The sequence below is a fragment of the Streptomyces sp. Ag109_O5-1 genome, assembly GCF_003814875.1.
In the GTDB taxonomy this organism is placed as follows: Bacteria; Actinomycetota; Actinomycetes; order Streptomycetales; family Streptomycetaceae; genus Streptomyces; species Streptomyces sasae.
Window position 1 is genome coordinate 1,256,695 of record NZ_RKQF01000001.1, and the last position, 23,334, is coordinate 1,280,028.

Consider the following 23,334-nt stretch of genomic DNA (forward strand, 5'->3'; position numbering starts at 1 on the left):
GTGCTGTTCAGCTCACGGTGACGGCGGGTGCTCCGGACCCGGCGCCGTCCTGCTCCATCTGCTCGGCGATCTTCATCGCTTCCTCGATGAGGGTCTCCACGATCTTCGACTCGGGCACGGTCTTGACGACCTCGCCCTTGACGAAGATCTGGCCCTTGCCGTTGCCGGAAGCGACCCCCAGGTCGGCCTCCCGTGCTTCGCCGGGGCCGTTGACCACGCATCCCATGACGGCGACGCGGAGCGGCACCTCCATGCCCTCCAGGCCTGCCGTCACCTCGTCCGCCAGCTTGTAGACGTCGACCTGGGCCCGCCCGCAGGACGGGCAGGAGACGATCTCCAGGCGCCGCTGCCGCAGGTTCAGCGACTCCAGGATCTGGATGCCGACCTTGACCTCCTCGGCGGGCGGGGCGGACAGCGAGACCCGGATGGTGTCGCCGATGCCCTGCGAGAGCAGCGCGCCGAAGGCCACCGCCGACTTGACCGTGCCCTGGAAGGCCGGGCCCGCCTCGGTGACGCCGAGGTGCAGCGGGTAGTCGCACTGGGCGGCGAGCTGCCGGTACGCCTCGATCATCACGACCGGGTCGTTGTGCTTGACCGATATCTTGATGTCCCGGAAGTCGTGCTCCTCGAAGAGCGAGGCCTCCCACAGAGCGCTCTCGACGAGCGCCTCCGGGGTGGCCTTGCCGTACTTCTCCAGGAGCCGCCGGTCGAGCGAGCCCGCGTTGACCCCGATGCGGATCGGGGTGCCGTGGTCCTTGGCGGCTCGTGCGATCTCCCGCACCTGGTCGTCGAACTTCTTGATGTTGCCGGGGTTCACGCGAACCGCCGCGCAGCCGGCCTCGATCGCCGCGAACACGTACTTCGGCTGGAAGTGGATGTCCGCGATCACCGGGATCTGGGACTTGCGCGCGATGGTCGCCAGGGCGTCCGCGTCGTCCTGCGTGGGGCAGGCGACCCGGACGATCTGGCAGCCGGACGCGGTGAGTTCGGCGATCTGCTGGAGGGTGGCACCGATGTCCGAGGTGCGGGTGGTGGTCATCGACTGCACGGACACCGGGGCGCCGCCGCCGACCGGCACCGGTCCGACCTGGATCTGCCGGGACGGGCGCCGCTCGGCGACGGGGCGGGCCGGGACCCCGGGGAGGCCCAGGGAGATGGCGGTCATGCCGTCACTCCCGGTTCCCGGAGACCGTCTCGCGCATGGCGCGCAGCGACTCCTTGAGCGACCCCATGGTGGCGAGGACGGCGGTGGGCTCGTAGCCGCAGTGCGCCATGCAGTTGGCGCAGCGCGGGTCCTTGCCACGGCCGTACTTGTCCCAGTCGGTCTTCTCGATGAGTTCGCGGTACGTCGGCACGTACCCGTCGCTCATCAGGTAGCAGGGGCGCTGCCAGCCGAAGAGCGAGTAGTTGGGGATCGCCCAGGCCGTGCACGGGAAGTCGACCTTGCCCTCCAGGAAGTCCAGGAAGAGCGGGGAGTGGTTGAGCCGCCACTTCTTCCGGTTGCCGCCGGCGAAGGCCTTCTTGAACAGCTCGCGAGTCTGCTCCACGCCCAGGAAGTGCTCCTGGTCGGGTGCCTTCTCGTAGGCGTAGGCGGGCGAGATCATCATCTCGTCGACCTTGAGGTCGTCGTTGAGGAAGTTGAGCACCTCGACGATGGTCTGCGGGGTGTCCGTGTTGAAGAAGGTCGAGTTGGTGGTCACCCGGAAGCCGCGCCGCTTGGCCTCCTTGATGGCCGCCACCGCCTCGTCGAACACGCCTTCCTTCGCAACGGACTCGTCGTGCCGCTCGCGCAGTCCGTCGATGTGCACCGCGAAGGCGAAGTAGGGCGAGGGCGTGAACTTGTCCATCTTCTTGCGCAGCAGCATGGCGTTGGTGCAGAGGAAGACGTACTTCCGCTTCGCCACCAACTGCCGCACGATCTCGTCGATCTGAGGGTGCATCAGGGGTTCGCCGCCCGCGATGGACACCATCGGCGCACCGGACTCCAGCACCGCCCCGACGGCCTGCGCGACGGGCATACGCTGCTTCAGCACTCCGGCGGGGTGCTGGATCTTCCCGCAGCCCTCGCATTTCAGGTTGCACGCGAAGAGCGGTTCCAGCTCCACGATCAGCGGGAACTTGTCCCGCTTGCGAAGCTTCTGTTCAGCCAAGTAGGTAGCGACCTTGATCGACTGGCGCAGCGGCATGGCCATCTGGCTCACCTCCGAGGGAGCAGCAAAGAACGGTGCCATTCGAAGAAAGCTGGAAGAACGGATCGAAGTACGCGGAAAGCCGATATTCCACCGCGCACCGTGCCGATCCGGACGAGTTCATGTTCAGGAGCGTCCACGACCACCCGTACAGCCGCAACAGGGCGCTCGCCCGTGCGTACGGCGCTCAGGAGCGTGGCCGCCGACTCCATGTCGACCGCGATTGCGCCGGTCGCGAGCAGATCTGATCGTTCGTGACCTCGGACGACGTGATCGGAGCCGGTGAGGGGACCGGTGTGGACGGTGCGGCCGGGCAGGGTCCGCACCAGTTCCTTGACGAGGAGTTCGGTGCCGACGCAGGGCACGTTGCCGCGCGGGTCCCGGGTCTCCTCGGCGACCACCAGGTCGCCGGGGTGCATCCCGGGGGCGAGTCCGGCACAGAAGCCGGTGGCCAGCACGGCGGCAGCGGCGAGCGCCGGATCGGCGAGGACCCGGGTGACGGACCGTTCCGCCGCCTTGGGCCCCATGCCCGTACGCAGTACGGTGACCGGCCCGTCCGCGCCCCCGCGTTCGCCGGCGCGCAGGGCGAGGTGCTCGATGCCGAGCGCGCAGGCGATCAGCAGCGGGGCCGGAGCGGGCGTGGTGCTCAATTCAGCTCCTCTCGGCCTTGGGCGTGGGCTCGCCGTGGACGTAGCGGCCGAGCGCGGTGAGCGGGAAGACCTGCCGGTAGAGGTGGTAGTTGATGGAGAAGTCCCAGGGGAAGCCGGTGCCGGTGAAGTACGGCTCGTCCCAGGAGCCGTCCTCGGCCTGCGTATCGGCGAGCCACTGCACACCCCGCTCGACGGCCTTGGAGTCCTTCTCCCTCGCCGCCAGGAGCGCCATCAGCGCCCACGCCGTCTGGGAGGCGGTGGAGGCACCGCGACCGCTCCATTCGCCGACGTGCTTGTAGGAGCGCAGGTCCTCGCCCCAGCCGCCGTCGTCGTTCTGGACGTTCTCCAGCCAGGTCACCGCGCGCCGGATCGCCGGGTGCGAGGCGGGCAGTCCGGCCGCGGTGAGGGCGGGTACCACGGATCCGGTGCCGTAGACGTAGTTGACGCCCCAGCGCCCGAACCAGGAGCCGTTCGGCTCCTGTTCGGCGAGCAGCCACTCGATGCCGCGCCGGGTGCGCGGGTCGTGGGACATGCCCTCGAAGGCGAGCATCTCCACGACGTGCGCGGTGACGTCGGCCGAGGGCGGGTCGATGACCTCGCCGAAGTCGCAGAACGGCAGCCGGTTGGGGAACGGGCTGGTGTTGTCGACGTCGAAGGCGCCCCAGGCCCCGTTCTTCGACTGCATACCGAGGTTCCAGCGCACCCCGCGCCCGATGGCATTCTCCATGCGCTCGGGGTCGTGGTGCCTGACCCGGCGCAGCGCGAGGACGACCTCAGCGGTGTCGTCGATGTCGGGGTAGTTGTCGTTGTGGAACTCGAACGCCCAGCCTCCCGGCGGGAGTTGGGGGCGCTTCACGGCCCAGTCGCCGGGCCGGACGACCTGCTCACCGAGCATCCAGTCGGCGGCTTTGACGAGTTGCGGGTGGTCGGCGGGCAGCCCGGCGTCGGCCAGCGCGATGGTCGCCAGGCAGGTGTCCCACACGGGCGACTGGCAGGCCTCGATCATCCGGGCGCCGTCCTCGCGCCACACGGCGTAACGATCCAGCGACTCGAGCCCGGCGCGCAGCACGGGGTGTTCGAGGTCGTAGCCCAGCAGGTACAGGGCGATCACCGAGTAGACGGCCGGGGGCTGGATACCGCCCCAGGCGCCGTCGTTCTCCTGGCGTTCGACGATCCAGCGGGCGGCCGAGTTCAGGGCGGAGCCGCGCAGCCGGCGCAGCGCGACCTTGCGGTAGCCGCGGACGACCTTGTCGAGGCGCTGGAAGACGCCCTCCCAGCTGGCCACCGGGGCGAGGGGCTGCGGCGGGTTGGGGTCGGCCGGGTCGGTGTGGAGCTCGTCCAGCGGGAAGGGAGCGGGGCGCACCGGGCGTTTGGCCGAGACGACGGTGAGCGGCACGATCGTCTGCCGGGCCCACTGGCCGAAGTTGTAGATGCTGAGCGGGAACCACTTGGGGAAGTACAAAAGTTCCGGGGGGAGTTCGGGCAGGTCCTCCCACTTCCACCAGCCGAACAGGGCCAGCCAGATCCGGGTGAACACCCGGGCCGAGGCGATCCCGCCGCGCTCGCGGATCCAGGCCGACGCCTTCGCCATGTGGGGTGCGTCCGGGGCGTCCCCGGCCAGCCGCAGGGCGACGTACGCCTCGATGGTGGCGGAGAGTTCGCCCGGGCCGCCGTAGAAGGTGGCCCAGGTGCCGTCCTCGCGCTGCTCGCCGCGGATGAAGAGCGCGGCGGCGGCCGTCGTCGACTCGTCGCGGATGCCCAGAAACTGACGGAGCAGCAGATCCTCGGCGTCCATGGTGACGTTGGTCTCCAGGACGCCCTTCCACCAGCCCTGCGCGTCCTGGCGGGCCAGCAGATGGTCGGTGGCGCGCCGCACGGCGCGTTCGGCGGCTTCTTGTACCCCGGCCGTCCCGGGCGTGGTGTGGTCGGTGGTGGCCGAGTCGGCCCGGGGCGGAACGGTGGCCCCGGTGCTTCCGTCGGTCGTCGCTGTCATGGCTTCCCCTTCGTGCAGTCGTACGAAATCGTTCTGCTGTGGGTCCGCCGTCGGCCGGTGCTGGCTGCGCGCTCGCACCGGCCGGCGACTACGCGAGGGCTATTCGACCGATAGTGATCATCTCTTTCGTACGACGACGAAGTCGGCGAGCGCCGTGAACCGCGCCCTCACCGGGTCGGGCATGTCGACGGCGTGCAGGGCCTCGACGGCGATGGCGTGCTGACGGCGGGCCTCCTCGGCGGTCCACTCCCGGCCGCCGGCCTCCTCGATCAGGGCGGCGCGGGCGGCGAACTCCTCCTCGGAGAAGTTCTCGAAGTCGCTGCTCTTGGCGTCGGCGGCGAGGATCTCGCCGAGCCGCTCGGAGGCGGACCCGCCCGCCGCGAGCGCGGCGACGACCGGCAGGGACTTCTTGCGCTGGCGCAGGTCGCTCCAGGTCTGCTTGCCGGTGGCGTCCGGGTCGCCCCAGATGCCGAGCAGGTCGTCGACGGCCTGGAAGGCGAGGCCGAGGTGGTAGCCGTACTTCTCCAGGGTGTCGGCGGTGCGGTCGTCGGCGCCGCCGAGCACCGCGCCGATGGAGCTGGAGGCGGCGAGCAGGGCGCCGGTCTTGTTGCCCTCCATCTCCAGGCACTCCTCGACGCTGACCCGATCGCGGTGTTCGTAGGAGATGTCCTGGGCCTGGCCGTCGATCAGGGCGCGGGTGGCGGTGGTGAGCCGCCGGGTGGCGCGGCCGGCCTCGACGGTGCCGAGTTCGAGGAGGATCTCGTTGGCGAGGGCGAACAGGGCGTCGCCGACCAGGATGGCCTGGGCGGGTCCGTGCACCTTCCAGACGGTGTCACGGTGGCGGCGCTGTTCGTCGCCGTCCATCAGGTCGTCGTGCAGCAGGGAGAAGTTGTGGACGAGTTCGACGGCGACGGCGCCGGGGATGCCGACCTCGGGGGCGGCACCGGTGACCTCGGCCGAGAGCACGGCGAGAGCGGGGCGCACCGCTTTTCCGCCGTCGCCGTCGGCGGGGTTGCCCTCGGCGTCGATCCAGCCGAAGTGGTAGGCGGCAACGGTGTCCATGGGAGGTGCCAGGCGGTCGACGGCCGCCCGCAGTACCGGTGTGGCAAGGGTCCGGCCGCGCTCCAGGAGCGCGGTCACGTCCACCGCGTCGGCAGCCGTCTCGGCCGGGGGCACAGTGGGCACAGTTTCTCCTCTTGTTGCGGTACCGGGGGTGCGGGGGCCTGCCGCCTGCTGATCGAGCGTCACGCCGCCTCCTCGAACTCGAAGAGGTGACGGGGGCGGGGCCGGCCCAGGGTGCCCAGCGCGGCGTCCGCCGCGCTCACACCGCTGCGGACCGCACTCTCCATGGTCGCGGGCCACCCGGTGGCGGTCCACGCTCCGGCCAGGTACAGGCCGGGGGCCTTGGTGCGGGCGCCGGGCCGCAGCCGCCCGACGCCGGGGGTGGGGGCGAACGTCGCGGTGCGCTCCCGGGTCACGAAGAAGTCCTTCACCTCGGCGCCGCGCGCGGCGGGCAGCAGCCGCTCCAGCTCGGGCAGATACCGCTCGCGCAGTTCGGCCACGGGTGCGTCGATCTCGTCCTGGGCGGCGGACTGGGAGAGCGCGAGGTACTGGCCCTCGCGCAGCCCGGAGGCGTGGGTGCGGTCGAACACCCACTGGACCGGGGTGCCGAGGGCCGCGAAGAACGGCTTGGTGAGCACCGTACGGTCGTAGACCACATGGACGTTGAGGATCGGCGCGGTGCCGATGTCCAGCAGGTTCTCCGGGGCGTCCAGGGCGCCGGCGGGCAGCAGGTCGTGGGCCTCGCGCTGGGCGACGGCGAGCACGACGGCGTCGGCGGTGAGCGTCTCGCCGGGAACCTGAACGTTCCAGCTCCCGTTCTCGTTAGTGGAGACGGAGGTGACGCGTGTACGGACCTCGGTACGCACGCCCGCGGAGTCGAGCGCCTTGCGGGCGAGCCGGTCGTGCAGTTCGCCCAGCGGCACATGGGCCCAGCCGATGTCGGCCGCGCCCGGGTCGGACAGCAGACCGGTCTTGAACACCATCGCGGCGAGCCCCAGCGAGGCGTCGCCCGCGACCGCGTTGAGGGTGGCGACCCCGACCAGGTCCCACAGGGCCTCGACGGCACGCGCCGACTGGCCGTGGGCGGCCAGCCAGCTGCCGAAGTCCTGTGCGTCCAGGCTCGGATCGGCGAGGTCGAGCCCCCTGAGCGCGAGCGCGGCACGCCCGATCTTGGCCCGCTCGGCGAGCGAGAGGTGCGGATAGACGGCCAGGCTGCGCCCCAGATGCAGGGGCACGGGCAGCGGGTCGCGGCGAAGCCTGCCCAGGCGCCGTCCCTCCGGCTTGGCGAGATCGAGCACGGGCACGTCGAGGCGGTTCTGCAGCGGTGCCAGCTCCGCGCCCTCGATGCGGTCGAGGAACCAGCGGTAGGCGGTGCAGCAACGCAGGTACACGTGCTGGCCGTTGTCCACGGTCAGGTCGCCGCGCTGGAAGGAGAAGGCGAGCCCGCCGAGCCGCGGCCTGCCTTCGAGAAGGGTGACGCGGACCCCCGCGTCGGCGAGCGCGAGCGCGGCAGTGATGCCGGCCAGGCCGCCACCGATCACCACGGCCGTGCGCCCGGACGGGATGTCGTCGTGCGTCCGTTCGGATCGCGTGCCGTCGGTCATCGTGCGCCCTCCCCTGCCTGCCCGCCGCCCCTGTGGAACGGGGCACGGCAGACCGTCGCAGTCAGGGACGCCGGCCCGCCGCGGAGGGTTGCCTGCCGTTTTTCTCCGGCGGAGTCACCTTGGCCCACATTGTCCATCAGGCGCGCCTCCTGACGGTCAGCCGGGAGGTGTGCCGACGGGTGTCGATGCCGGACAGGCCGCGTGCGGCGACGTACGCCTTCTCGCGTCCGGGCAGCGAGACCCGGCCGCGCAGCACCGCCTCCGGTTCGCGCTCGATGCGGTCGAGCAGACGGCGGTAGATGCCGGCCATGGCGGCGACGCAGGCGCCGCTGCGCCGGTCGAGCATGGGCAGCAGCCGGTAGCCCTCGGCGAAAAGGGCACGGGCGCGCCGCACTTCGAAGTGCACCAGACCCGCGAAGTCGGAGCCCTCCGGCGGGGTCGACCCATGGAAACCGCCCGCACAGCCGAACTTGGCGAGGTCGTCGGAGGGCAGATAGGTACGGCCGTTCCCGGCGTCCTCGCGGACGTCCCTGAGGATGTTGGTGAGCTGGAGCGCGAGCCCGAGCGTGTCGGCATACTCCGGCGCGCGCTCGGCGCCGCGCGCCCCCGGTTCCGTGCCGAACACACCGAGCGAGAGCCGGCCGATGGCACCGGCCACACAGCGGCAGTAGACCTTGAGGTCGTCCCAGGTCTCGTAGGTCTCGCCGCGTACGTCCATCAGCACGCCGTCGATCAGCTCGTCCAGGCCGCCCAGCGGGATCGGGAAGGCCTGAGCGGCGTGCGCGAGGGCGACCGCGACCGGGTCGGTGTCGTCCTCGGCGACCGCACCGTCCTGGACCCGGGCGAGCAGCGCCCGGGTGTCCTCCAGGCGGGCCACCTTCACGTCGTCGGCCAGCGCGCCGTCGCCGATGTCGTCGACGCGCCGGGAGAAGGCGTAGAGCGCCGACATGGCGCGTCGCTTGGGCGCCGGCAGCAGCCTGATGCCGTAGGCGAAGTTCCGTGCCTGCTGTCCGGTGACGGTCTCGCAGTAGCTGTAGGCGGCGAGTACCGGTGCGGACACAGGTGTGGGAGAGTCCACGGTCCGGATCACCCCTCTCCTCGCAGAGTCACGCCCGCCTCACGCAGCAACCGGCCCTTGCCGGGCTTGGGCGGGCCTGGAAGTACGTCGTATTCGGCGGCGGCGATCGCATGGACCGCCGCCCTTCCCCCCGCCACGAACCCCGCGAGCAGCAACTTCAACCTGCCGTGGACGCTACCCACAAGGGGGGCGCCTTCATTCAGGAGATCACGGGCGCGTTGTGCTTCATATGCAACCAGTGCACGCACCGAAGCGCCCGCGGTTTTCCTGGCGAGATCCGCCTCCTGGACGTGAAAGCGCTTCATGTCCTCGGCGGGCAGATAGATCCGGTCGCGGCCGAGGTCCTCGGCCACGTCCTGGAGGTGTTCGACGATCTGGAGCGCCGTGCAGATCGCGTCGGAGAGGCGGATCCGCTCGGGGGTCGAGGTGCCGGTGACGGCGAGGACCAGGCGGCCGACGGGGTTGGCGGACAGCTCGCAGTAGGCGAGCAGGTCGTCGTAGGTCTCGTACCGCTTGACGAGCTGGTCCTGGCGGTTGGCGGCGATCAGCCCGAGGAACGGCTCGGGGGTCAGCACCCGGCGGCGGACCGTGGGCTGCAGACGGCGCAGCAGGGGGTGGTGCGGGGTGGCGTCGAAGACCCGGCGCAGGTCGGCCTCGAAGGCGTCGAGGAGGACCAGGCGGTCCTCGGCCTCCGCGTCGGACACCCCGAGCAGCCGGGCGTCGGCGCCGCCGGGGGCCAGGTCGCCGTCGCCGATGTCGTCGACGAGGCGGGCGAAGCCGTACACCGCCATCAGGTCGTCACGCCAGGCCTTCGGCAGGAAGAAGGGTGCCACCGGGAAGTTCTCGTCGGCGGCCTTGTCCAGGGTGCCGCGCTCCGGGTCGCCGACGGGCGCCGAGGTGGTCGCCGTCACCGTTCGCTGCCCGGGGCGGGGACGGCGCGGCCTGCGTTGAGCTGGGGAGTTTCCGTAGCCATTGCCGTCACATCTCCCGTTCTACACTGCCGACCCAATACACACTATTTCGGACACGCCGCCCTGCAATCCACGGGGCGGCCCGGCAGAGGGTGTCGCGCATTATCGCCCCACTTGCCGCTTTCCGGGACCGGTACAGCTTACGTTGTACAACGCATCGAGGTTCGTCGGGGTGTCCCGCAGATCACAACAACACACCGATTGGCGTCAAGATTCCTAAGGCGAGGCGGAGTTGACGTTTCCTTTGCAGACGCGGGGTCCCGCCGAAAAAGTTGCGGCGGGACCCCGGACAATAACGGCTGCTCGCCCGTGAACGCGCGAGCTACTTCCCCGTGAACTTCTCGTACTCCTTGAGCACCTCTTCGGTCGGGCCGTCCATGCGCAGTTCGCCGCGCTCCAGCCACAGCACGCGTTCGCAGGTGTCGCGGATCGAGTTGTTGTTGTGGCTGACCAGGAACACCGTGCCCGCGTGCTCGCGCAGTTCGCGGATACGGGCCTCGGAGCGCCTGCGGAAGGCCGCGTCACCGGTGGCCAGCGCCTCGTCGATCATGAGGACGTCATGGTCCTTGGCGGCGGCGATGGAGAAGCGGAGCCGGGCGCCCATGCCGGAGGAGTAGGTGCGCATGGGCAGGGTGATGAAGTCGCCCTTCTCGTTGATCCCGGAGAAGTCGACGATCTGCTGGTAGCGGGCCTTGATCTGCTCGCGGGACATCCCCATGGCGAGACCGCCCAGGATGACGTTCTTCTCGCCGGTGAGGTCGTTCATCAGGGCCGCGTTGACGCCGAGCAGCGAGGGCTGGCCGTTGGTGTAGACCCTGCCCTTCTCGGCGGGGAGCAGGCCGGCGATGGCGCGCAGCAGGGTGGACTTGCCGGAGCCGTTGGAACCGATCAGGCCGATGGCCTCGCCGCGGTAGGCGACGAAGGAGACACCCCGGACCGCGTGCACCTTGCGGATGCCGCGCTCGTCGCCGCGCCTGACGATCCGGCTGAGGGCGGAGGTCGCGCTGCCCTTGCCGGTCTTGGCGCCGTTGACGCGGTAGACGATGTGCACGTCCTCCGCGATGACGGTGGGGATGCGCTCCCCCATGGACTGCTCTCCCATCGTCTGCTCCCCTATGGTCTGCTCAGCCACGGCCGTACCGCTCCTCGGCCTTCCAGAAGTACACGAAACCGCCGACGAAGATCACCAGGGCCCAGGCGAGGGCGACGGCCCAGACGTGCGGCGGAAGGTTCGAGGCGCCGTAGCCGTCGATCAGCGCGTAGCGCATCAGGTCCATGTAGACGGTGGCGGGGTTCACCTGCAGCAGCAGACGGGCCCACTCCGGCCGGCCCTCCATCATCTTGGTGATCGAGAACATCACGCCGGACATGTACATCCAGGTGCGCAGGATGAACGGCAGCAGCTGGGCGAGGTCCGGCGTCTTGGCGCCCATCCGGGCCACGATCAGGGCCAGCCCGGTGTTGAACAGGAACAGCAGGAACAGGATCGGGACGACCAGCACCCAGGACAGGCCCGGACGGCTGCCGAAGCCGACCACCACGGCGATCATGACGATCATCGAGAACAGCAGCTGCTGGAGCTGCTGGAGCGCGAAGGAGATCGGCAGCGAGGCGCGCGGGAAGTGCAGCGCGCGCACCAAACCGAGGTTTCCGGAGATCGCGCGGACGCCCGTCATGATCGAGCTCTGCGTGAAGGTGAAGGTGAAGACGCCGGTGACCAGGAACGGGATGTAGACGTCCTGGGACATGCCGCGGCTGGCGTGCAGGATGACACCGAAGATGAAGTAGTACACGGCCGCGTTCAGCAGCGGTGTGGCCACCTGCCACAGCTGGCCGAGCTTGGCCTGGCTGTACTGGGCGGTGAGCTTCGCCTGGGAGAAGGCCAGGATGAAGTGGCGCCGCCCCCAGAGCTGGCGTACGTACTCGACGAGCGAGGGCCGGGCGCCGCTCACCGCGAGCCCGTACCTGGCGGCGAGCTGCGCCGCCGTGAGGCCCTCGTCGGGCGACGGCACCGCGCTCAGCGCGATACCGCCGTCATGCGTTGTCTCACTCAAGGATGGAAGCCTTCGTCCTCGGATCCGTCTTCGGATTCGTCTTACGTTGGTCTTGCGATCGTCTTACGGAATTGTGCTACAGGGCGCGACACGTATCCGCCGGGGGATACGTTTTCGGGGGGTCGCCGCGCGCCTTCGCGCGCGGCCGGACACCTTCGAGCCTGTCAGATCACGGGGGGACGGCCCAGTCGCGTGAGCTTCCACACGGTCCGCCAGCGCATGGGGCGGCGGGGTCCGCACGGGGTGGTCCAGCCCTCACGGAAGCCGGCGAACCAGGCGTGCAGGGCCGGCCGGGAGGGGCGCCGGACCAGGGTCAGCAGCATCCACACCCCGAGGTAGACGGGGACCAGGGGGGCGGGCAGGTTGCGGCGGGCCAGCCAGACCCGGTTGCGGGCGACCATCCGGTGGTAGACCGCGTGCCGGGAAGGGGCGGTCGTGGGGTGGAACAGAACCATGTCGGAGCGGTAGTCGATCATCCAGCCGGCGTCGAGTGCGCGCCAGGCCAGGTCGGTCTCCTCATGGGCGTAGAAGAACTCGTCCGGCAGGCCGCCGACCTCGGCGAGGACCTGGGTGCGGACGGCGTTGGCACCGCCGAGGAAGGTGGTGACCCGGGAGGAGCGCATCGGGTCGGAGGCCCGCAGCCTCGGCACGTGCCGGCGCTGGGTCTCGCCGGTGTCCGGGTCGGCGATGCGGAAGCTGATGATGCCGAGCTGCGGGTCGGTGGCGAAGGCCGCGCGGCACAGCTCGGCGGTGTCGTGCTCGGGGAGCAGACCGTCGTCGTCGAGGAAGAGCAATATGTCGACATCGCGGCCGCTGGGGCCGAATGCCTCTATGCCGACGTTGCGGCCGCCGGGGATCCCGAGGTTCTCGGGCAGCTCCAGGGTGCGGACGCCCTCGGGGACGTCCGGGACGGGCGAGCCGTTGCCGACGACGACCACCTCGACCCGCTCGCCGTCCTGCTTGGCGACCGAGTCGAGGAGGGCGCGCAGCTCATCGGGGCGGTTGCCCATGGTGATGACGACCGCGCCGACCTTCAGCCCGGCGCTCACCGCAGCCTGCTCGACGCGAGGACGGAGACCAGGTGCAGCAGGGTCTGCAGCAGCGCGATGCCGGCGAGCACCGCGGTGCCGAGCCTGGTCCAGAAGAGGTCGCCGTGGAAGTGGTCGGCGACGGCGAGGGCCAGGATCAGCAGCGAGGCCTCGATGCCGAGGATCAGCCGGTGGAACTTGAACGCGGCGGCGGCCCGGCGGGCCAGCGCCATCCCGGAGGACCGCATCTCGGCGGCGGCCTCCTTGACCACGGGCAGCCCGGCCTGGTGGCGGGCGACGCCGACCAGGTCGGTCTCGGCCTTGATCAGGATCGCGCCGAGCGCGGCCAGGGTGCCGAGGAAGGCCCACAGCCAGTCGATACGGCCGCTGCCGAACAGGTCGGCGGCGCGCAGCCCGAGCCCGACCAGGACGGCCGCGTCGGTCAGGTAGGCGCCGACCCGGTCGAGGTAGACCCCGCCCAGCGAGTACTGCTGCTTCCAGCGGGCCACCTCGCCGTCGACGCAGTCCAGCAGCAGGTACATCTGGACGCACACCACGCCGAGGACGGCGCCCCAGACGCCCGGCACCATCAGGGCCGGGCAGGCGAGTACGCCGAACACGGTCATCAGGTACGTGAGCTGGTTGGGCGTGACCCTGGTGTTCACCAGGTAGCGGTCTACCCGCAGGGACACCTCACGCATGTAGAGGCGTCCCATCCAGTGCTCACCGCTGCGCCGGTCCTTGACCCCAGCGGGGTGCACGACCGGACGGAGTTCAGCTACCGATGGCCTTGACATAGTCGACGTAGAGGTCCTTGATCTGGTGGGTCTTGAGTTCGAGGTGTTCGAGGATGGTGTAGCGGCCGGGCCGGGTCTCCGGGGCGAACTCGACGACCCGGACGAACTCGTCCACGGTGAAGCCGATCTCCTCCGGCAGCACCGGCAGTCCGTGCCGGCGCAGCACATCGGCCATGAACGCGGACTCCTCGTGGGCTCCGCGCAGATACATCGCGAAGGCCGCGCCGAGCCCGCACTGCTCGCCATGGCTGGCGGCACGCCTCGGGAACAGCAGGTCGAAGGCGTGGTTGATCTCGTGGCAGGCGCCGGAGGACGGGCGGGAGTCGCCCGACACCGACATGGCGATACCGCTGAGCACCAGGGCCTCGGCGAGGACCTGGAGGAAGTCGTTGTCGCCGATGCCGCCGGGGTGGCGCAGTACCGCCTCGCCGGCCTGCCGGGCCATGGCGGCCGCCAGACCGTCGATCTTCTCGCCGTTGACGCGGTGGGACAGCTCCCAGTCCGCGATCGCCGAGATGTTGGAGACGGCGTCACCGATGCCGGAGCGCACGAAGCGCGCCGGGGCCTCCCGGATCACGTCGAGGTCGATCACGACCGCGATCGGGTTCGGCACGCCGTAGGAGCCGCGGCCCGCGTCGTTGTCGAGGGTGGCGACCGGCGAGCACAGGCCGTCGTGGGCGAGGTTCGTCGGTACCGCGACCAGCGGCAGGCCGACCCGTGCGGCGGCGAACTTCGCACAGTCGATGATCTTGCCGCCGCCGAGGCCGACCACCGCGTCGTAGTGACCGGCCTTGATGTCACCGGCCAGCCGGATCGCGTCGTCGAGGGTGCCGCCGCCGACCTCGTACCAGGTGGCGCCGGGCAGGCTCGGCGAGACACGCTCGCGCAGCTTCGAGCCGGAGCCGCCGCTGACGGCGACGGCGAGCCGGCCCGAGTGCGAGATGCGTTCGTCGGCGAGCACGCTCGCGAGGTCGTCGAGGGCACCCGGGCGGATGTCCACGACGACCGGCGAGGGGATCAGCCGGGTCAGTACTGGCACGCGATCTCCCGTCCCCTGGCGAGATCGTCGTGGTTGTCGATCTCGACCCACCGGAGGTCGCCGATCGGCGCGACGTCGATCCGGAAGCCGCGGTTGACCAGCTCCTGGTAGCCGTGCTCGTAGAACTGCTGCGGGTCGGTCTCCCAGACCGTCTTCAGCGCGTCGGCGAGTTCGGGGGCCGCGTCGCCCTCGATGAGGGTGACGCCGATGTACTCGCCGGTGGCCTCGGCGGGGTCCATCAGCTTGGTGATCTTCGTCATGCCCTTGGCGGGGTCGACGACGACCTTCATCTCCTCGTCGGCCAGGGACTTCACGGTGTCGAGCGCGAGAATGATCTTCTTGCCGTCGCCGCGCGCGGCGAGCAGCGTCTTCTCGACGGAGACCGGGTGCACGGTGTCGCCGTTGGCGAGGATCACGCCGTCCTTGAGGGCGTCACGGCCGCACCACAGGGAGTAGGCGTTGTTCCACTCCTCGGCCTTGTCGTTGTCGATGAGGGTGAGCTTGAGGCCGTACTTGGCCTCCAGGGCCGCCTGGCGTTCGTAGACGGCCTCCTTGCGGTAGCCGACGATGATCGCGACCTCGGTCAGGCCGATCTCGGCGAAGTTGCCGAGGGTCAGGTCGAGAACGGTGATCGAGTCCTCTATACCGGCGGGCCCCACCGGCACCAGCGCCTTGGGCAGGCTGTCGGTGTAGGGGCGCAGACGCCGTCCGGCGCCGGCCGCCAGCACGAGGCCGATCATGCGGGTTCTCCTTCGTCGTGTACGGCGGGCGCCCCTGCGGACACCCAGAAGCGGATGCTCTCGACGAGCACCAGCCCGGCCACGGCCACGGCGAGGACCGTGAGCGCGGCCTTGAACTGCGCGGCGGTGAGCAGCGCGGCCAGGACGGTGACGACCAGCGTCCGCCCTTCCTGCCCCCCGATGGCACGTACCAGCCAGGCGGGCGGCGCCCCGGCGTTGCCGCGGATGCGGTACACCGTGTCGTAGTGATGGTAGGCGACGGCGGCCACCAGGCCGAAAGCCGCAGGAAGGGCTCCGTTTACCCCGGCTTTGCTTGCGAGGACGAGGACGGTGCCGTACTCGGCGGCTCGGAAGAGGGGCGGGACCAGCCAGTCGAGGGCGCCCTTGAGCGGGGCGGCGAGGGCCCGGCCGGAGGCGACGGCGTAGAGGAATGCGCCCGCGACCGGCGCCCAGGTCACCCCGGAGAAGAGGGAGACGGTGAGAACCGCCACTCCGGCGAGCGCCAGCAGGAGCGGGGAGCCGAGCGGGGCGCGCCTGGTGCGGGACACGAATCCCGCGAGGGGGCCGTTGTCGGCCAGGTCCGCCAGCGCCTGCGCCGCCCGGTCGGTGCGCCTCGCCTTGCGGGTCAGGGACCGCAGGACCCGCCCGGCCGTGGTGTACGTCGCGGCGAAGGCACAGCCGATCAGCAGCACGTAGAAGGTGATCCGCGGAGTGGTGGCCGCCGTGAGGACGGCTATGAGTGCCCACCGTTCGCCGATGGGCAGCACTATCATCCGGCGCACCCAGACCGTCCAGCCGACGCTGTCGAGCTTGTCGGAGAGGGCGGCGGTGGGGCTGGTGTTGGCGGTGGCGTCGTGGTTGGCCTCGTTGAAGGAGAAGTCGACCACGTGCCGGCAGGTCTGCAGGATCATCGCGCCGAGAGCGAGGGCCCATACGTCGTCGCCGCCGCGGGCCGCGCCGAGGGCGAGGCCGGCGTAGTAGGCGTACTCCTTGGCCCGGTCGAAGGTGGCGTCCAGCCAGGCGCCGAGCGTGGAGTACTGCAGGGAGTAGCGGGCGAGCTGGCCGTCCGTGCAGTCCAGGACGAACGAGCAGATCAGCAGCACGCCGGCGGCGACGAACCCGGCGCGGGTGCCGGTGGCCGCGCAGCTCGCCGCGATCAGGGCGGTGAGCAGGGAGGCGGTGGTGACCTGGTTGGGGGTCAGTCCGCGCCGGGCGCACCAGCGGGCGATGTAGCGCGAGTACGGGCTGATGAAGAAGGTGGTGAAGAACCCGTCACGGGACTTCACTGCGGACTTCAGGCGCACGGCCTCGTCGTCGACGGCCGCGACGGCCTGCCGCGCCTCGTTGCGGGCCTGCGGGTCGGCGGGCACGGCGGCGACGAGGCTGCCCAGCTCGGGGCGGTGGACGTCGGCGTCCAGGGCGGTGACGAGGCCGTCGACCGCGAGGTCGGTGCCGCCGCCGGCGGAGGCCTCCCGGGCCAGCGCCCGGCTCAGGGCCTGGCGGCCGGCCGGCTGGGCGGTGACGGCGCCCGGGATCGCGGCGAGCGGGAAGCGCGGGTCGGTCAGACCGAGGCGCAGGGCGTGCAGATGGCCGACGAAGCGGGCGTCGACGACGGCCACCCGCCGGTCGGCGGGCACCGCCGCGAGGAGGTTCCCGGTGTCGGCGGCGTCGAAGGCCGTGAGCACCTCGAAGCCGAGCGCCCGCAGATCGCTCTCCAGTGGCGATCCGGGGACCGGCTGACCGGTGACGATGGCGGTCGACAACCGAAACTCACTCCCTGGGTGCGGCGCACGGGCGCCGGTTTCTCCTGCGTGATGGGGCGCGATGTGCCTGGTGGCCCCCGGGCGGCATTCGGCAGAGGTTAGCGGATGGTGAGGATTGCTTGTTCACCGGCCGTTTACGGCACGGTCGACCCACCCTGCCTTGGCCTTTGCCGAGATCATCATCCGTGATCCGGGCCCCGCCCCACAAACCCGCATCCACAGAGCGGACATCGGGGACACGGGGCGTCGGCGCACGACGGGTGCGAGCCGACCACCCGGGATGCACCCTCACTCACACGGGGTAACTGAGGCTGCCCTGACCTGGGCTTCGTTTCCGCAGGTCAAGGCACATGACAACGGTGTTCAGTGCCGCGTTGCCGGATACCCCCCACCCGTAGTTCACTGTGATCCCGGGCGGAACACAGGAGGCGTATCTCATGGGGGCAGGGCACGACCACGGCCACACGCACAGCCACGCGCCGCCCACCGGCACGGCCGCGCTGGCGTACCGCGGGCGGCTCCGGGTGGCGCTCGCCATCACCCTCGGGGTGATGGTGGTCGAGATCACCGGCGGGCTGCTGGCCGACTCGCTGGCGCTGATCGCGGACGCGGCCCACATGGCGACGGACGCGCTGGGCCTCGGCATGGCCCTGCTGGCGATCCACTTCGCCAACCGGCCGGCGAGCACCAACCGCACCTTCGGCTTCGCCCGCGCCGAGATCCTGGCCGCCCTGGCCAACTGCATGCTGCTGCTCGTGGTCGGCGGCTATGTGCTCTACGAGGCGATCCAGCGGTTCCTCACGCCCGCGGACACCCGGGGCGGCCTGATGATCGTGTTCGGTCTGATCGGTCTGGTCGCCAACATGATCTCGCTCACGCTGCTGGTGCGCGGCCAGGCGGAGAGCCTGAACGTGCGCGCCGCCTTCCTGGAGGTGGCGGCCGATGCGCTGGGCTCGCTGGCCGTGCTGATCTCGGCCACGGTGATCCTGACCACCGGCTGGCAGGCGGCCGACCCGATCGCCTCGCTGGTCATCGGCCTGATGATCGTGCCGAGGACGCTGAAGCTGCTGCGGGAGACCCTGGACGTCCTGCTGGAGTCGGCGCCCAAGGACGTCGACATGGCGGAGGTGCGGACGCACATCCTGGCGCTGGACGGCGTCCAGGACGTGCACGATCTGCACGCCTGGACGATCACCTCGGGGATGCCGGTGCTGTCGGCGCACGTGGTGGTCCGCTCGGACGTGCTGAACGCCATCGGCCACGAGAAGATGCTGCACGAGCTGCAGGGCTGCCTGGGGCATCACTTCGACGTGGAGCACTGCACCTTCCAGCTGGAGCCGAGCGGCCACGCGGAGCACGAGGCCCGGCTCTGCCACTGACCGCGCCCCGTCCCTGGCCTGGAACGCATCGGTCCGGACTCCCCCGGCGTCCTTGTGTTCGAGGCCCCCGGACGGTTCCCGGCCGCACCCGTAGGGCACGATCAACTACCGGGTCCCCCCTTCCGGCGTGCCCGTGCCGGGAAGTGCCGGGAGTGTCGGATTCGTACGGCAGACTTGGGGTGCGAAGACCGAGGCGAAGGATGGGTATGCCGATCACACCTGCCACCGCGACGCAGAGCACGTCGGAGGGCACCGCAGACGCGATTTTGCTTGAACTCGTCGACGAGAAGGGTGTGACCATCGGCACCGCGGAGAAGCTGGCCGCCCATCAGCCACCCGGGCAGCTGCACCGGGCGTTCTCCGTCTTCCTCTTCGACGAACAGGGCAGACTGCTGCTCCAGCAGCGGGCGCTGGGCAAGTACCACTCCCCCGGTGTGTGGTCCAACACCTGCTGCGGCCACCCCTACCCCGGCGAGGCCCCCTTCGCGGCGGCGGCCCGCCGCACCTTCGAGGAGCTGGGGGTCTCCCCGTCGCTGCTCGCCGAGGCGGGCACGGTGCGCTACAACCACCCGGACCCGGCCTCCGGCCTGGTCGAGCAGGAGTTCAACCACCTGTTCGTCGGCATGGTGCAGGCGCCCCTCGCACCCGACGCGGACGAGGTCGAGGCGACCGCCTTCGTGACGGCCGCCGAGCTGACCGAGCGGCACGCCCGGGACACCTTCTCGTCCTGGTTCATGACCGTGCTGGACGCGGCCCGCCCGGCGGTCAGGGAGCTGACTGGCCCGTCCGCGGGCTGGTGAGTCAGCTCACGGCAGCGCCGCGGGTTTGAGCGGCAGGGCGGCCCAGATCACCTTGCCGCCGCTCGACGTGTGCTCCACGTCCACGACTCCGCCCGCCTCCCGGGCCACCTCCCGGACCAGCAGCAGCCCCCGGCCGCCGAGCTGCGCGTGGTCGGCCTCCAGGGCGGTCGGGCGGTAGGGGTGGTTGTCCTCCACCGACACCCGCACCCACTCGGCGCCGACGGCGACCTCCACGGCGAGCATCGGCGACAGCAGCGCCGCGTGCTTGACCGCGTTGGTGACCAGTTCGGAGACGATCAGCAACAGCCCGTACACCAGGTCCTCCGAGACCGGGACACCCTGGCGCTGGAGCAGGTCCCGTACGGCGCGGCGCGCCTGCGGGACCGAGGCATCCACGGCGGCGGCGGTGAACCGCCAGACTCCTTCGTACGGCAGCGGATCCGGCGGCGCGCCGCCCGCCTCTGGACGCGGGTCGTGCCCACGCCCGTGGTTCTCCATCGTCCGGTCGCCACCCTCGCGCTCGATTGTCACCACACGTCGAGTGTTGGTAACGACCGGCTCCGCACCGGATGACTGACCAGAAGTCAGCAACTATCGAGCGGTTCTGACCATTGGCGTATGACAACGTCAGTTGAGGGACGCATCCTGCCCCCGTCCATGCCGACTTCGCGAACTATTCGGGTTGTACGGGTATGAGAACTTTCCCGGGGACGCGGTGGCGGCCCCGCAGCGCGGGCGTCGATACGATCCCGCACATGGAGCCCCGCCTCGACCACCAGGTCAAAGACGCCGTTGCCACCGTAGTCATCAGCAACCCGGCCAAACGCAACGCGATGACCGCGGCGATGTGGCGGGCCCTCCCGCCCCTCCTCGACGATCTGTCGGCCGACCCCGCCGTGCGGGCCCTCGTGCTGACCGGCGAAGGCGGCACCTTCTGCGCCGGCGCCGACATCTCCACCCTCCAGGGCTCCCCCGCCGACGCACAGGGCCTCGCGGTCGCCGCCGAGGAGGCCCTCGCCGCGTTCCCCAAGCCGACCCTCGCGGCGGTGCGCGGTCACTGCGTCGGCGGCGGCTCACAGCTCGCCGCGGCCTGCGATCTGCGGTTCGCGCAGGAGGGCGCGCTGTTCGGGGTGACACCGGCCAGGCTCGGCATCGTGTATCCGGCTTCCTCCACCCGCCGCCTGGTCTCCCTCGTCGGTCCGGCGACCACCAAGTACCTGCTCTTCTCCGCCGAGCTGATCGACGCGGAGCGGGCGCTGCGCACCGGTCTGGTCGACGAGGTGCTGCCCGAGGGCGACCTGGACGGGCGGGTGGCCGAGTTCACCGCGACCCTGGTGGCACGCTCGCAGCTGACGCAGGCCGCCGCGAAGGAGTTCGCGAACGGCCGCACCGACCGGGACGACCACTGGACGGAGCAGGCGCACGGCAGCGGCGACACCGCCGAGGGCGTCGCCGCCTTCCTGGAGCGCCGTCAGGCGCGGTTCACGTGGTCTCTCCCCGGCCGAGGATGAACCGGCTCCTCGAGCGGAGCAGCTCGACGACCTCGGCGGGCGCCTTCTCCGGCGCCCCCGCGTCGTAGGGCGGCTGCGGGTCGTACTCGATCCCGAGCTGCACGGTCTGGGCGACGGCGTCCGAGGAGATCCGGCCGAGCAGGGTGAGCCCCATGTCGATACCGGAGGAGACGCCGGCCGCGGTGACGTACTTGCCGTCGGTCACCACCCGCTCCCCCGTCGCCTCGACGCCGTACTTCCGCAGTTCGTCGAGGGCCAGCCAGTGCGAGGTCGCGCGGCGCCCTTTGAGCAGGCCCGCGGCGGCGAGCAGCAGGGACCCGGTGCACACGGACGTCGTCCAGGTGCTGGTGGCGTCGGCGGCGCGGATCCAGTCCAGAAGCGCCGTGTTCTCCATCTGCGGGGTCTGGCCGGGGCCGCCGGGGACGACCACGACGTCGGGGCTCGGCACCTCGGCCAGGGTCCGGTCGGCGACCAGGGCGAGGGTTCCTCTGTCGGTACGGACCGGGCCGGCCCGCTCGGCGACGAAGACGACCTCGGAGTCCGGGAGCCGCCCCAGGGTCTCGTACGGCCCCACGGCGTCGAGGGCGGTGAAACGGTCGAAGAGGACGATCGCGAGCTGCATGGCTCTCCTAACCGGGTTGAACGACTCTTGCCGGGCGGAACCTGCGCCGGTACTCGGCGGGGCTCGTCCCGAGGGCCTTGAGGAAGGCGCGGCGCATCGCCTCGGGGGTGCCGTAGCCGCTGGCGCGGGAGACCTCCTCGACGCCGTCGCCGGTGTCCTCCAGGAGCCGGCGGGCGTGTTCGAGGCGGACCCGGTCGACGTACCGGCCGGGGGTCGTCCCGGTCTCGGCCTGGAAGGCGCGGGCGAAGTGGCGGGGCGAGAGCGCGGCCCGGACGGCCAGGGCCTCGACGCCGAGGTCGCCGTCCGGGTGCTCGGTGATCCACTGCTGGACATCCCGGAGCGGCTCGCGCTGTGCCGTCTGCGCGGCGAGCTGAGCGCTGAACTGAGCCTGGTTGCCGGGTCTCCGCAGGAACACCACCAGGTGCCGGGCGACGGCGAGCGCGGCGTCCCGGCCCAGGTCCTCCTCGACGAGGGCGAGGGAGAGGTCGATGCCGGAGGTGACGCCGGCCGAGGTGGAGACATGGCCGTCCCGGACGTAGATCGGGTCGGGGTCGACGTCGACGGCCGGGTGGTCGCGGGCCAGCTTGTCGCAGTACGCCCAGTGGGTGGTCACCCGGTGGCCGTCGAGCAGGCCGGCGGCGGCGAGCAGGATGGCTCCGGTGCAGACGGAGACGAGCCGCCCGGCGTGCGGCCCGTGCGCGCGCAGCCACTCCACCAGCTCCGGGTCGGCTCGCCGGGTCCCCTGTCCGCCGGGGACCAGGAGCGTGTACGGGTCGGACGCCTCCTCGCTCAGGGCCGCGTCCGGTACGACGGTGAGCCCGCTGGAGGTGCGCACGGCGGCGCCGTCCAGGGAGGCCGTCCGGATGCGGTAGCTGCCCGGGGTGTGTTTCTCGGCGCCCGTGAAGACCTCCACGGGGCCGGTGACGTCGAGGCTCTGGACGCCGTCGAAGAGGACGACGAGGACGGTTCGCTGCGCCATGCCATCGATTGTCGGCGCGTGTGGGGATGGCCACAATGACGAGCTCCCCACCTTTTCTGCCATGACCTCCGCCATGACGGACCGGGCGCTGGAGTCCGTACCGACCAGTCAGTAGCCTGCTCGCCATGACTACCGCCGCCCTGGAGCCGCGCGCCGCCCGCCGCTGCCACACCATGCTCAACTCGCTGCACGCGACCCACTACTTCAGCCCCGAACTGAGCGAGGAGCTCGGTGCGCTGGGGATCACGCACCGGCGGGCCGCCAACTTCGCGGTGCGGGCCGCCGCATTGGGGCCGGTCGGAGCCGGCACGGTGACGGCGACGTTCTACAACTACAAGCACGAGCTGGTGGCCCGGCATGTGCCGGCCGTCTGGGAGATCGCGTCCCCGCAGGACGTCCTCGCCGCACGCGCGCGTGCCGTGGACGCGTCGATGCGGCGGCTGCTCGGCGCGGACACGGTCGCCTCGGGCGAGATGGCCGAGGCGGCACGGCTCGCACTGCGGGCCACCGAGGCCTGCTCCCGCTCCGGCCGCCCGCTGTACTCGGCCCACGCGGACCTTCCGGTGCCGGAGGAGCCGCACCTCGCCTACTGGTACGCGGGCACGCTGCTGCGCGAGCACCGCGGCGACGGGCATCTCGCGTCGCTGCTCGCGGCCGGTCTCGACGGGCTGGAGGCGGTGGTGACGCACACGGCGACCGGCAAGGGCATGGCCCCGAAGTGGGTGTTCGCCACGCGCGGCTGGAGCCAGGACGACTGGGACGCGGCGGTACAGCGGCTGCGCGAGCGCGGCCTGCTCGACGCGGCGGGCGAGCTGACCGGGGCGGGGGTGGCCCTGCGGGCGGAGATCGAGGCGGAGACCGACCGGCTGGACCGGGCGCCGTACGAGCACCTCGGAGCCGACGGGGTGGCGCGGCTGACCGAGCTGGCGGCCGGTTTCGCGGGGACCGTGGTGGCGGCGGGCGCGTTCCCGGCAGATCTGATCGGAAGGAGCTGACGGGCCTGCCCACGACCGGCCGCCGGTGTCGCAGAACGGCGGCCTGAGCCCGGTTCGGCACCGCCGGATACGGCCGTGGG

General features: G+C 71.0%; 23 protein-coding genes. 4 read left to right on the top strand and 19 right to left on the bottom strand.

Going from position 1 to position 23,334, the window contains the following annotated elements; genetic code table 11:
* Positions 1 to 7 precede the first annotated feature (7 nt).
* The 16 genes from ispG to EDD90_RS05805 form a co-directional block, all read right to left on the bottom strand.
* Positions 8 to 1,165, bottom strand: coding sequence for a flavodoxin-dependent (E)-4-hydroxy-3-methylbut-2-enyl-diphosphate synthase (gene ispG, locus EDD90_RS05735; protein ID WP_123972051.1), 1,158 nt, complete (start codon positions 1,163 to 1,165; stop codon positions 8 to 10).
* Between the two features lie 4 nt (positions 1,166 to 1,169).
* Complete coding sequence (hpnH, locus tag EDD90_RS05740) at positions 1,170 to 2,192, bottom strand: adenosyl-hopene transferase HpnH (protein ID WP_123972052.1); 1,023 nt, start codon at positions 2,190 to 2,192, stop codon at positions 1,170 to 1,172.
* A 5-nt stretch (positions 2,193 to 2,197) separates the two neighbouring features.
* Positions 2,198 to 2,839: a 1-hydroxy-2-methyl-2-butenyl 4-diphosphate reductase gene (locus tag EDD90_RS05745; RefSeq protein WP_123972053.1), complete on the bottom strand. Its 642-nt coding sequence runs from the start codon at positions 2,837 to 2,839 to the stop codon at positions 2,198 to 2,200.
* Position 2,840: 1 nt separating this feature from the next.
* Complete coding sequence (gene shc, locus EDD90_RS05750) at positions 2,841 to 4,832, bottom strand: squalene--hopene cyclase (protein WP_123972054.1); 1,992 nt, start codon at positions 4,830 to 4,832, stop codon at positions 2,841 to 2,843.
* A 117-nt stretch (positions 4,833 to 4,949) separates the two neighbouring features.
* Positions 4,950 to 6,080, bottom strand: a complete 1,131-nt coding sequence (locus tag EDD90_RS05755) for a polyprenyl synthetase family protein (RefSeq protein ID WP_123972055.1) — start codon at positions 6,078 to 6,080, stop codon at positions 4,950 to 4,952.
* Entirely contained in the window at positions 6,077 to 7,549 is a 1,473-nt protein-coding gene (gene hpnE, locus EDD90_RS05760; RefSeq protein WP_123972056.1) for a hydroxysqualene dehydroxylase HpnE, read from the bottom strand. The genes EDD90_RS05755 and hpnE overlap by 4 nt, the downstream gene beginning before the upstream one ends.
* On the bottom strand, positions 7,495 to 7,635 hold the full coding sequence (locus tag EDD90_RS58875) for a DUF6380 family protein (RefSeq protein ID WP_221305068.1): 141 nt from the start codon (positions 7,633 to 7,635) through the stop codon (positions 7,495 to 7,497). The genes hpnE and EDD90_RS58875 overlap by 55 nt, the downstream gene beginning before the upstream one ends.
* Complete coding sequence (gene hpnD, locus EDD90_RS05765; RefSeq protein WP_185148950.1) at positions 7,635 to 8,588, bottom strand: presqualene diphosphate synthase HpnD; 954 nt, start codon at positions 8,586 to 8,588, stop codon at positions 7,635 to 7,637. Before hpnD ends, EDD90_RS58875 begins: the two co-directional genes overlap by 1 nt.
* The gene (gene hpnC / locus EDD90_RS05770) at positions 8,585 to 9,487 is read right to left on the bottom strand and encodes a squalene synthase HpnC (RefSeq protein WP_123972058.1); all 903 of its coding nucleotides are present in this window, start codon (positions 9,485 to 9,487) and stop codon (positions 8,585 to 8,587) included. The genes hpnD and hpnC overlap by 4 nt, the downstream gene beginning before the upstream one ends.
* 382 nt (positions 9,488 to 9,869) lie before the next feature.
* The gene (locus EDD90_RS05775; RefSeq protein ID WP_123980936.1) at positions 9,870 to 10,649 is read right to left on the bottom strand and encodes an ABC transporter ATP-binding protein; all 780 of its coding nucleotides are present in this window, start codon (positions 10,647 to 10,649) and stop codon (positions 9,870 to 9,872) included.
* A 22-nt stretch (positions 10,650 to 10,671) separates the two neighbouring features.
* On the bottom strand, positions 10,672 to 11,601 hold the full coding sequence (locus EDD90_RS05780) for an ABC transporter permease (protein ID WP_123972059.1): 930 nt from the start codon (positions 11,599 to 11,601) through the stop codon (positions 10,672 to 10,674).
* 164 nt (positions 11,602 to 11,765) lie between these two features.
* Positions 11,766 to 12,650, bottom strand: a complete 885-nt coding sequence (locus EDD90_RS05785; protein ID WP_123972060.1) for a glycosyltransferase family 2 protein — start codon at positions 12,648 to 12,650, stop codon at positions 11,766 to 11,768.
* Positions 12,647 to 13,390, bottom strand: a complete 744-nt coding sequence (locus EDD90_RS05790) for a CDP-alcohol phosphatidyltransferase family protein (protein WP_123972061.1) — start codon at positions 13,388 to 13,390, stop codon at positions 12,647 to 12,649. The genes EDD90_RS05785 and EDD90_RS05790 overlap by 4 nt, the downstream gene beginning before the upstream one ends.
* Before the next feature lie 13 nt (positions 13,391 to 13,403).
* Positions 13,404 to 14,465, bottom strand: a complete 1,062-nt coding sequence (locus EDD90_RS05795) for an iron-containing alcohol dehydrogenase family protein (RefSeq protein ID WP_123972062.1) — start codon at positions 14,463 to 14,465, stop codon at positions 13,404 to 13,406.
* Complete coding sequence (locus tag EDD90_RS05800) at positions 14,453 to 15,205, bottom strand: sugar phosphate nucleotidyltransferase (protein ID WP_123972063.1); 753 nt, start codon at positions 15,203 to 15,205, stop codon at positions 14,453 to 14,455. Before EDD90_RS05800 ends, EDD90_RS05795 begins: the two co-directional genes overlap by 13 nt.
* Entirely contained in the window at positions 15,202 to 16,968 is a 1,767-nt protein-coding gene (locus EDD90_RS05805; protein WP_123972064.1) for a DUF5941 domain-containing protein, read from the bottom strand. Before EDD90_RS05805 ends, EDD90_RS05800 begins: the two co-directional genes overlap by 4 nt.
* Positions 16,969 to 17,405: 437 nt before the next feature.
* Between EDD90_RS05805 and EDD90_RS05810 the strand changes: the two genes are divergently transcribed.
* Entirely contained in the window at positions 17,406 to 18,347 is a 942-nt protein-coding gene (locus tag EDD90_RS05810) for a cation diffusion facilitator family transporter (RefSeq protein WP_123972065.1), read from the top strand.
* A 206-nt stretch (positions 18,348 to 18,553) separates the two neighbouring features.
* On the top strand, positions 18,554 to 19,147 hold the full coding sequence (idi, locus tag EDD90_RS05815; protein WP_123972066.1) for an isopentenyl-diphosphate Delta-isomerase: 594 nt from the start codon (positions 18,554 to 18,556) through the stop codon (positions 19,145 to 19,147).
* Positions 19,148 to 19,153: 6 nt separating this feature from the next.
* Here idi and EDD90_RS05820 read toward each other — a convergent pair whose 3' ends face one another.
* Positions 19,154 to 19,645, bottom strand: coding sequence for an ATP-binding protein (locus EDD90_RS05820; protein ID WP_123980938.1), 492 nt, complete (start codon positions 19,643 to 19,645; stop codon positions 19,154 to 19,156).
* 257 nt (positions 19,646 to 19,902) lie between these two features.
* Between EDD90_RS05820 and EDD90_RS05825 the strand changes: the two genes are divergently transcribed.
* Entirely contained in the window at positions 19,903 to 20,658 is a 756-nt protein-coding gene (locus EDD90_RS05825) for an enoyl-CoA hydratase/isomerase family protein (RefSeq protein ID WP_123972067.1), read from the top strand.
* Here the strand turns inward: EDD90_RS05825 and EDD90_RS05830 are convergent.
* Positions 20,630 to 21,280 (bottom strand): DJ-1/PfpI family protein, encoded by a 651-nt coding sequence (locus EDD90_RS05830; RefSeq protein WP_123972068.1) that lies wholly within the window; start codon positions 21,278 to 21,280, stop codon positions 20,630 to 20,632. The genes EDD90_RS05825 and EDD90_RS05830 overlap by 29 nt on opposite strands.
* A gap of 7 nt (positions 21,281 to 21,287) precedes the next feature.
* On the bottom strand, positions 21,288 to 22,259 hold the full coding sequence (locus EDD90_RS05835; RefSeq protein ID WP_123972069.1) for a GlxA family transcriptional regulator: 972 nt from the start codon (positions 22,257 to 22,259) through the stop codon (positions 21,288 to 21,290).
* 125 nt (positions 22,260 to 22,384) lie between these two features.
* Between EDD90_RS05835 and EDD90_RS05840 the strand changes: the two genes are divergently transcribed.
* The gene (locus tag EDD90_RS05840) at positions 22,385 to 23,254 is read left to right on the top strand and encodes an SCO6745 family protein (protein ID WP_123972070.1); all 870 of its coding nucleotides are present in this window, start codon (positions 22,385 to 22,387) and stop codon (positions 23,252 to 23,254) included.
* Positions 23,255 to 23,334 lie beyond the last annotated feature (80 nt).

Bases quoted from the DNA above. Each gene is read 5' to 3' on its own strand.
- EDD90_RS05825 (WP_123972067.1), top strand. From the start codon at position 19,903: ATGGAGCCCCGCCTCGACCACCAGGTCAAAGACGCCGTTGCCACCGTA.
- EDD90_RS58875 (WP_221305068.1), bottom strand. From the start codon at position 7,635: ATGGACAATGTGGGCCAAGGTGACTCCGCCGGAGAAAAACGGCAGGCA.
- shc (WP_123972054.1), bottom strand. From the start codon at position 4,832: ATGACAGCGACGACCGACGGAAGCACCGGGGCCACCGTTCCGCCCCGG.
- EDD90_RS05830 (WP_123972068.1), bottom strand. From the start codon at position 21,280: ATGCAGCTCGCGATCGTCCTCTTCGACCGTTTCACCGCCCTCGACGCC.
- EDD90_RS05775 (WP_123980936.1), bottom strand. From the start codon at position 10,649: ATGGGAGAGCAGTCCATGGGGGAGCGCATCCCCACCGTCATCGCGGAG.
- EDD90_RS05835 (WP_123972069.1), bottom strand. From the start codon at position 22,259: ATGGCGCAGCGAACCGTCCTCGTCGTCCTCTTCGACGGCGTCCAGAGC.
- hpnH (WP_123972052.1), bottom strand. From the start codon at position 2,192: ATGGCCATGCCGCTGCGCCAGTCGATCAAGGTCGCTACCTACTTGGCT.
- EDD90_RS05840 (WP_123972070.1), top strand. From the start codon at position 22,385: ATGACTACCGCCGCCCTGGAGCCGCGCGCCGCCCGCCGCTGCCACACC.
- EDD90_RS05820 (WP_123980938.1), bottom strand. From the start codon at position 19,645: ATGGAGAACCACGGGCGTGGGCACGACCCGCGTCCAGAGGCGGGCGGC.
- idi (WP_123972066.1), top strand. From the start codon at position 18,554: ATGCCGATCACACCTGCCACCGCGACGCAGAGCACGTCGGAGGGCACC.
- EDD90_RS05800 (WP_123972063.1), bottom strand. From the start codon at position 15,205: ATGATCGGCCTCGTGCTGGCGGCCGGCGCCGGACGGCGTCTGCGCCCC.
- EDD90_RS05810 (WP_123972065.1), top strand. From the start codon at position 17,406: ATGGGGGCAGGGCACGACCACGGCCACACGCACAGCCACGCGCCGCCC.
- ispG (WP_123972051.1), bottom strand. From the start codon at position 1,165: ATGACCGCCATCTCCCTGGGCCTCCCCGGGGTCCCGGCCCGCCCCGTC.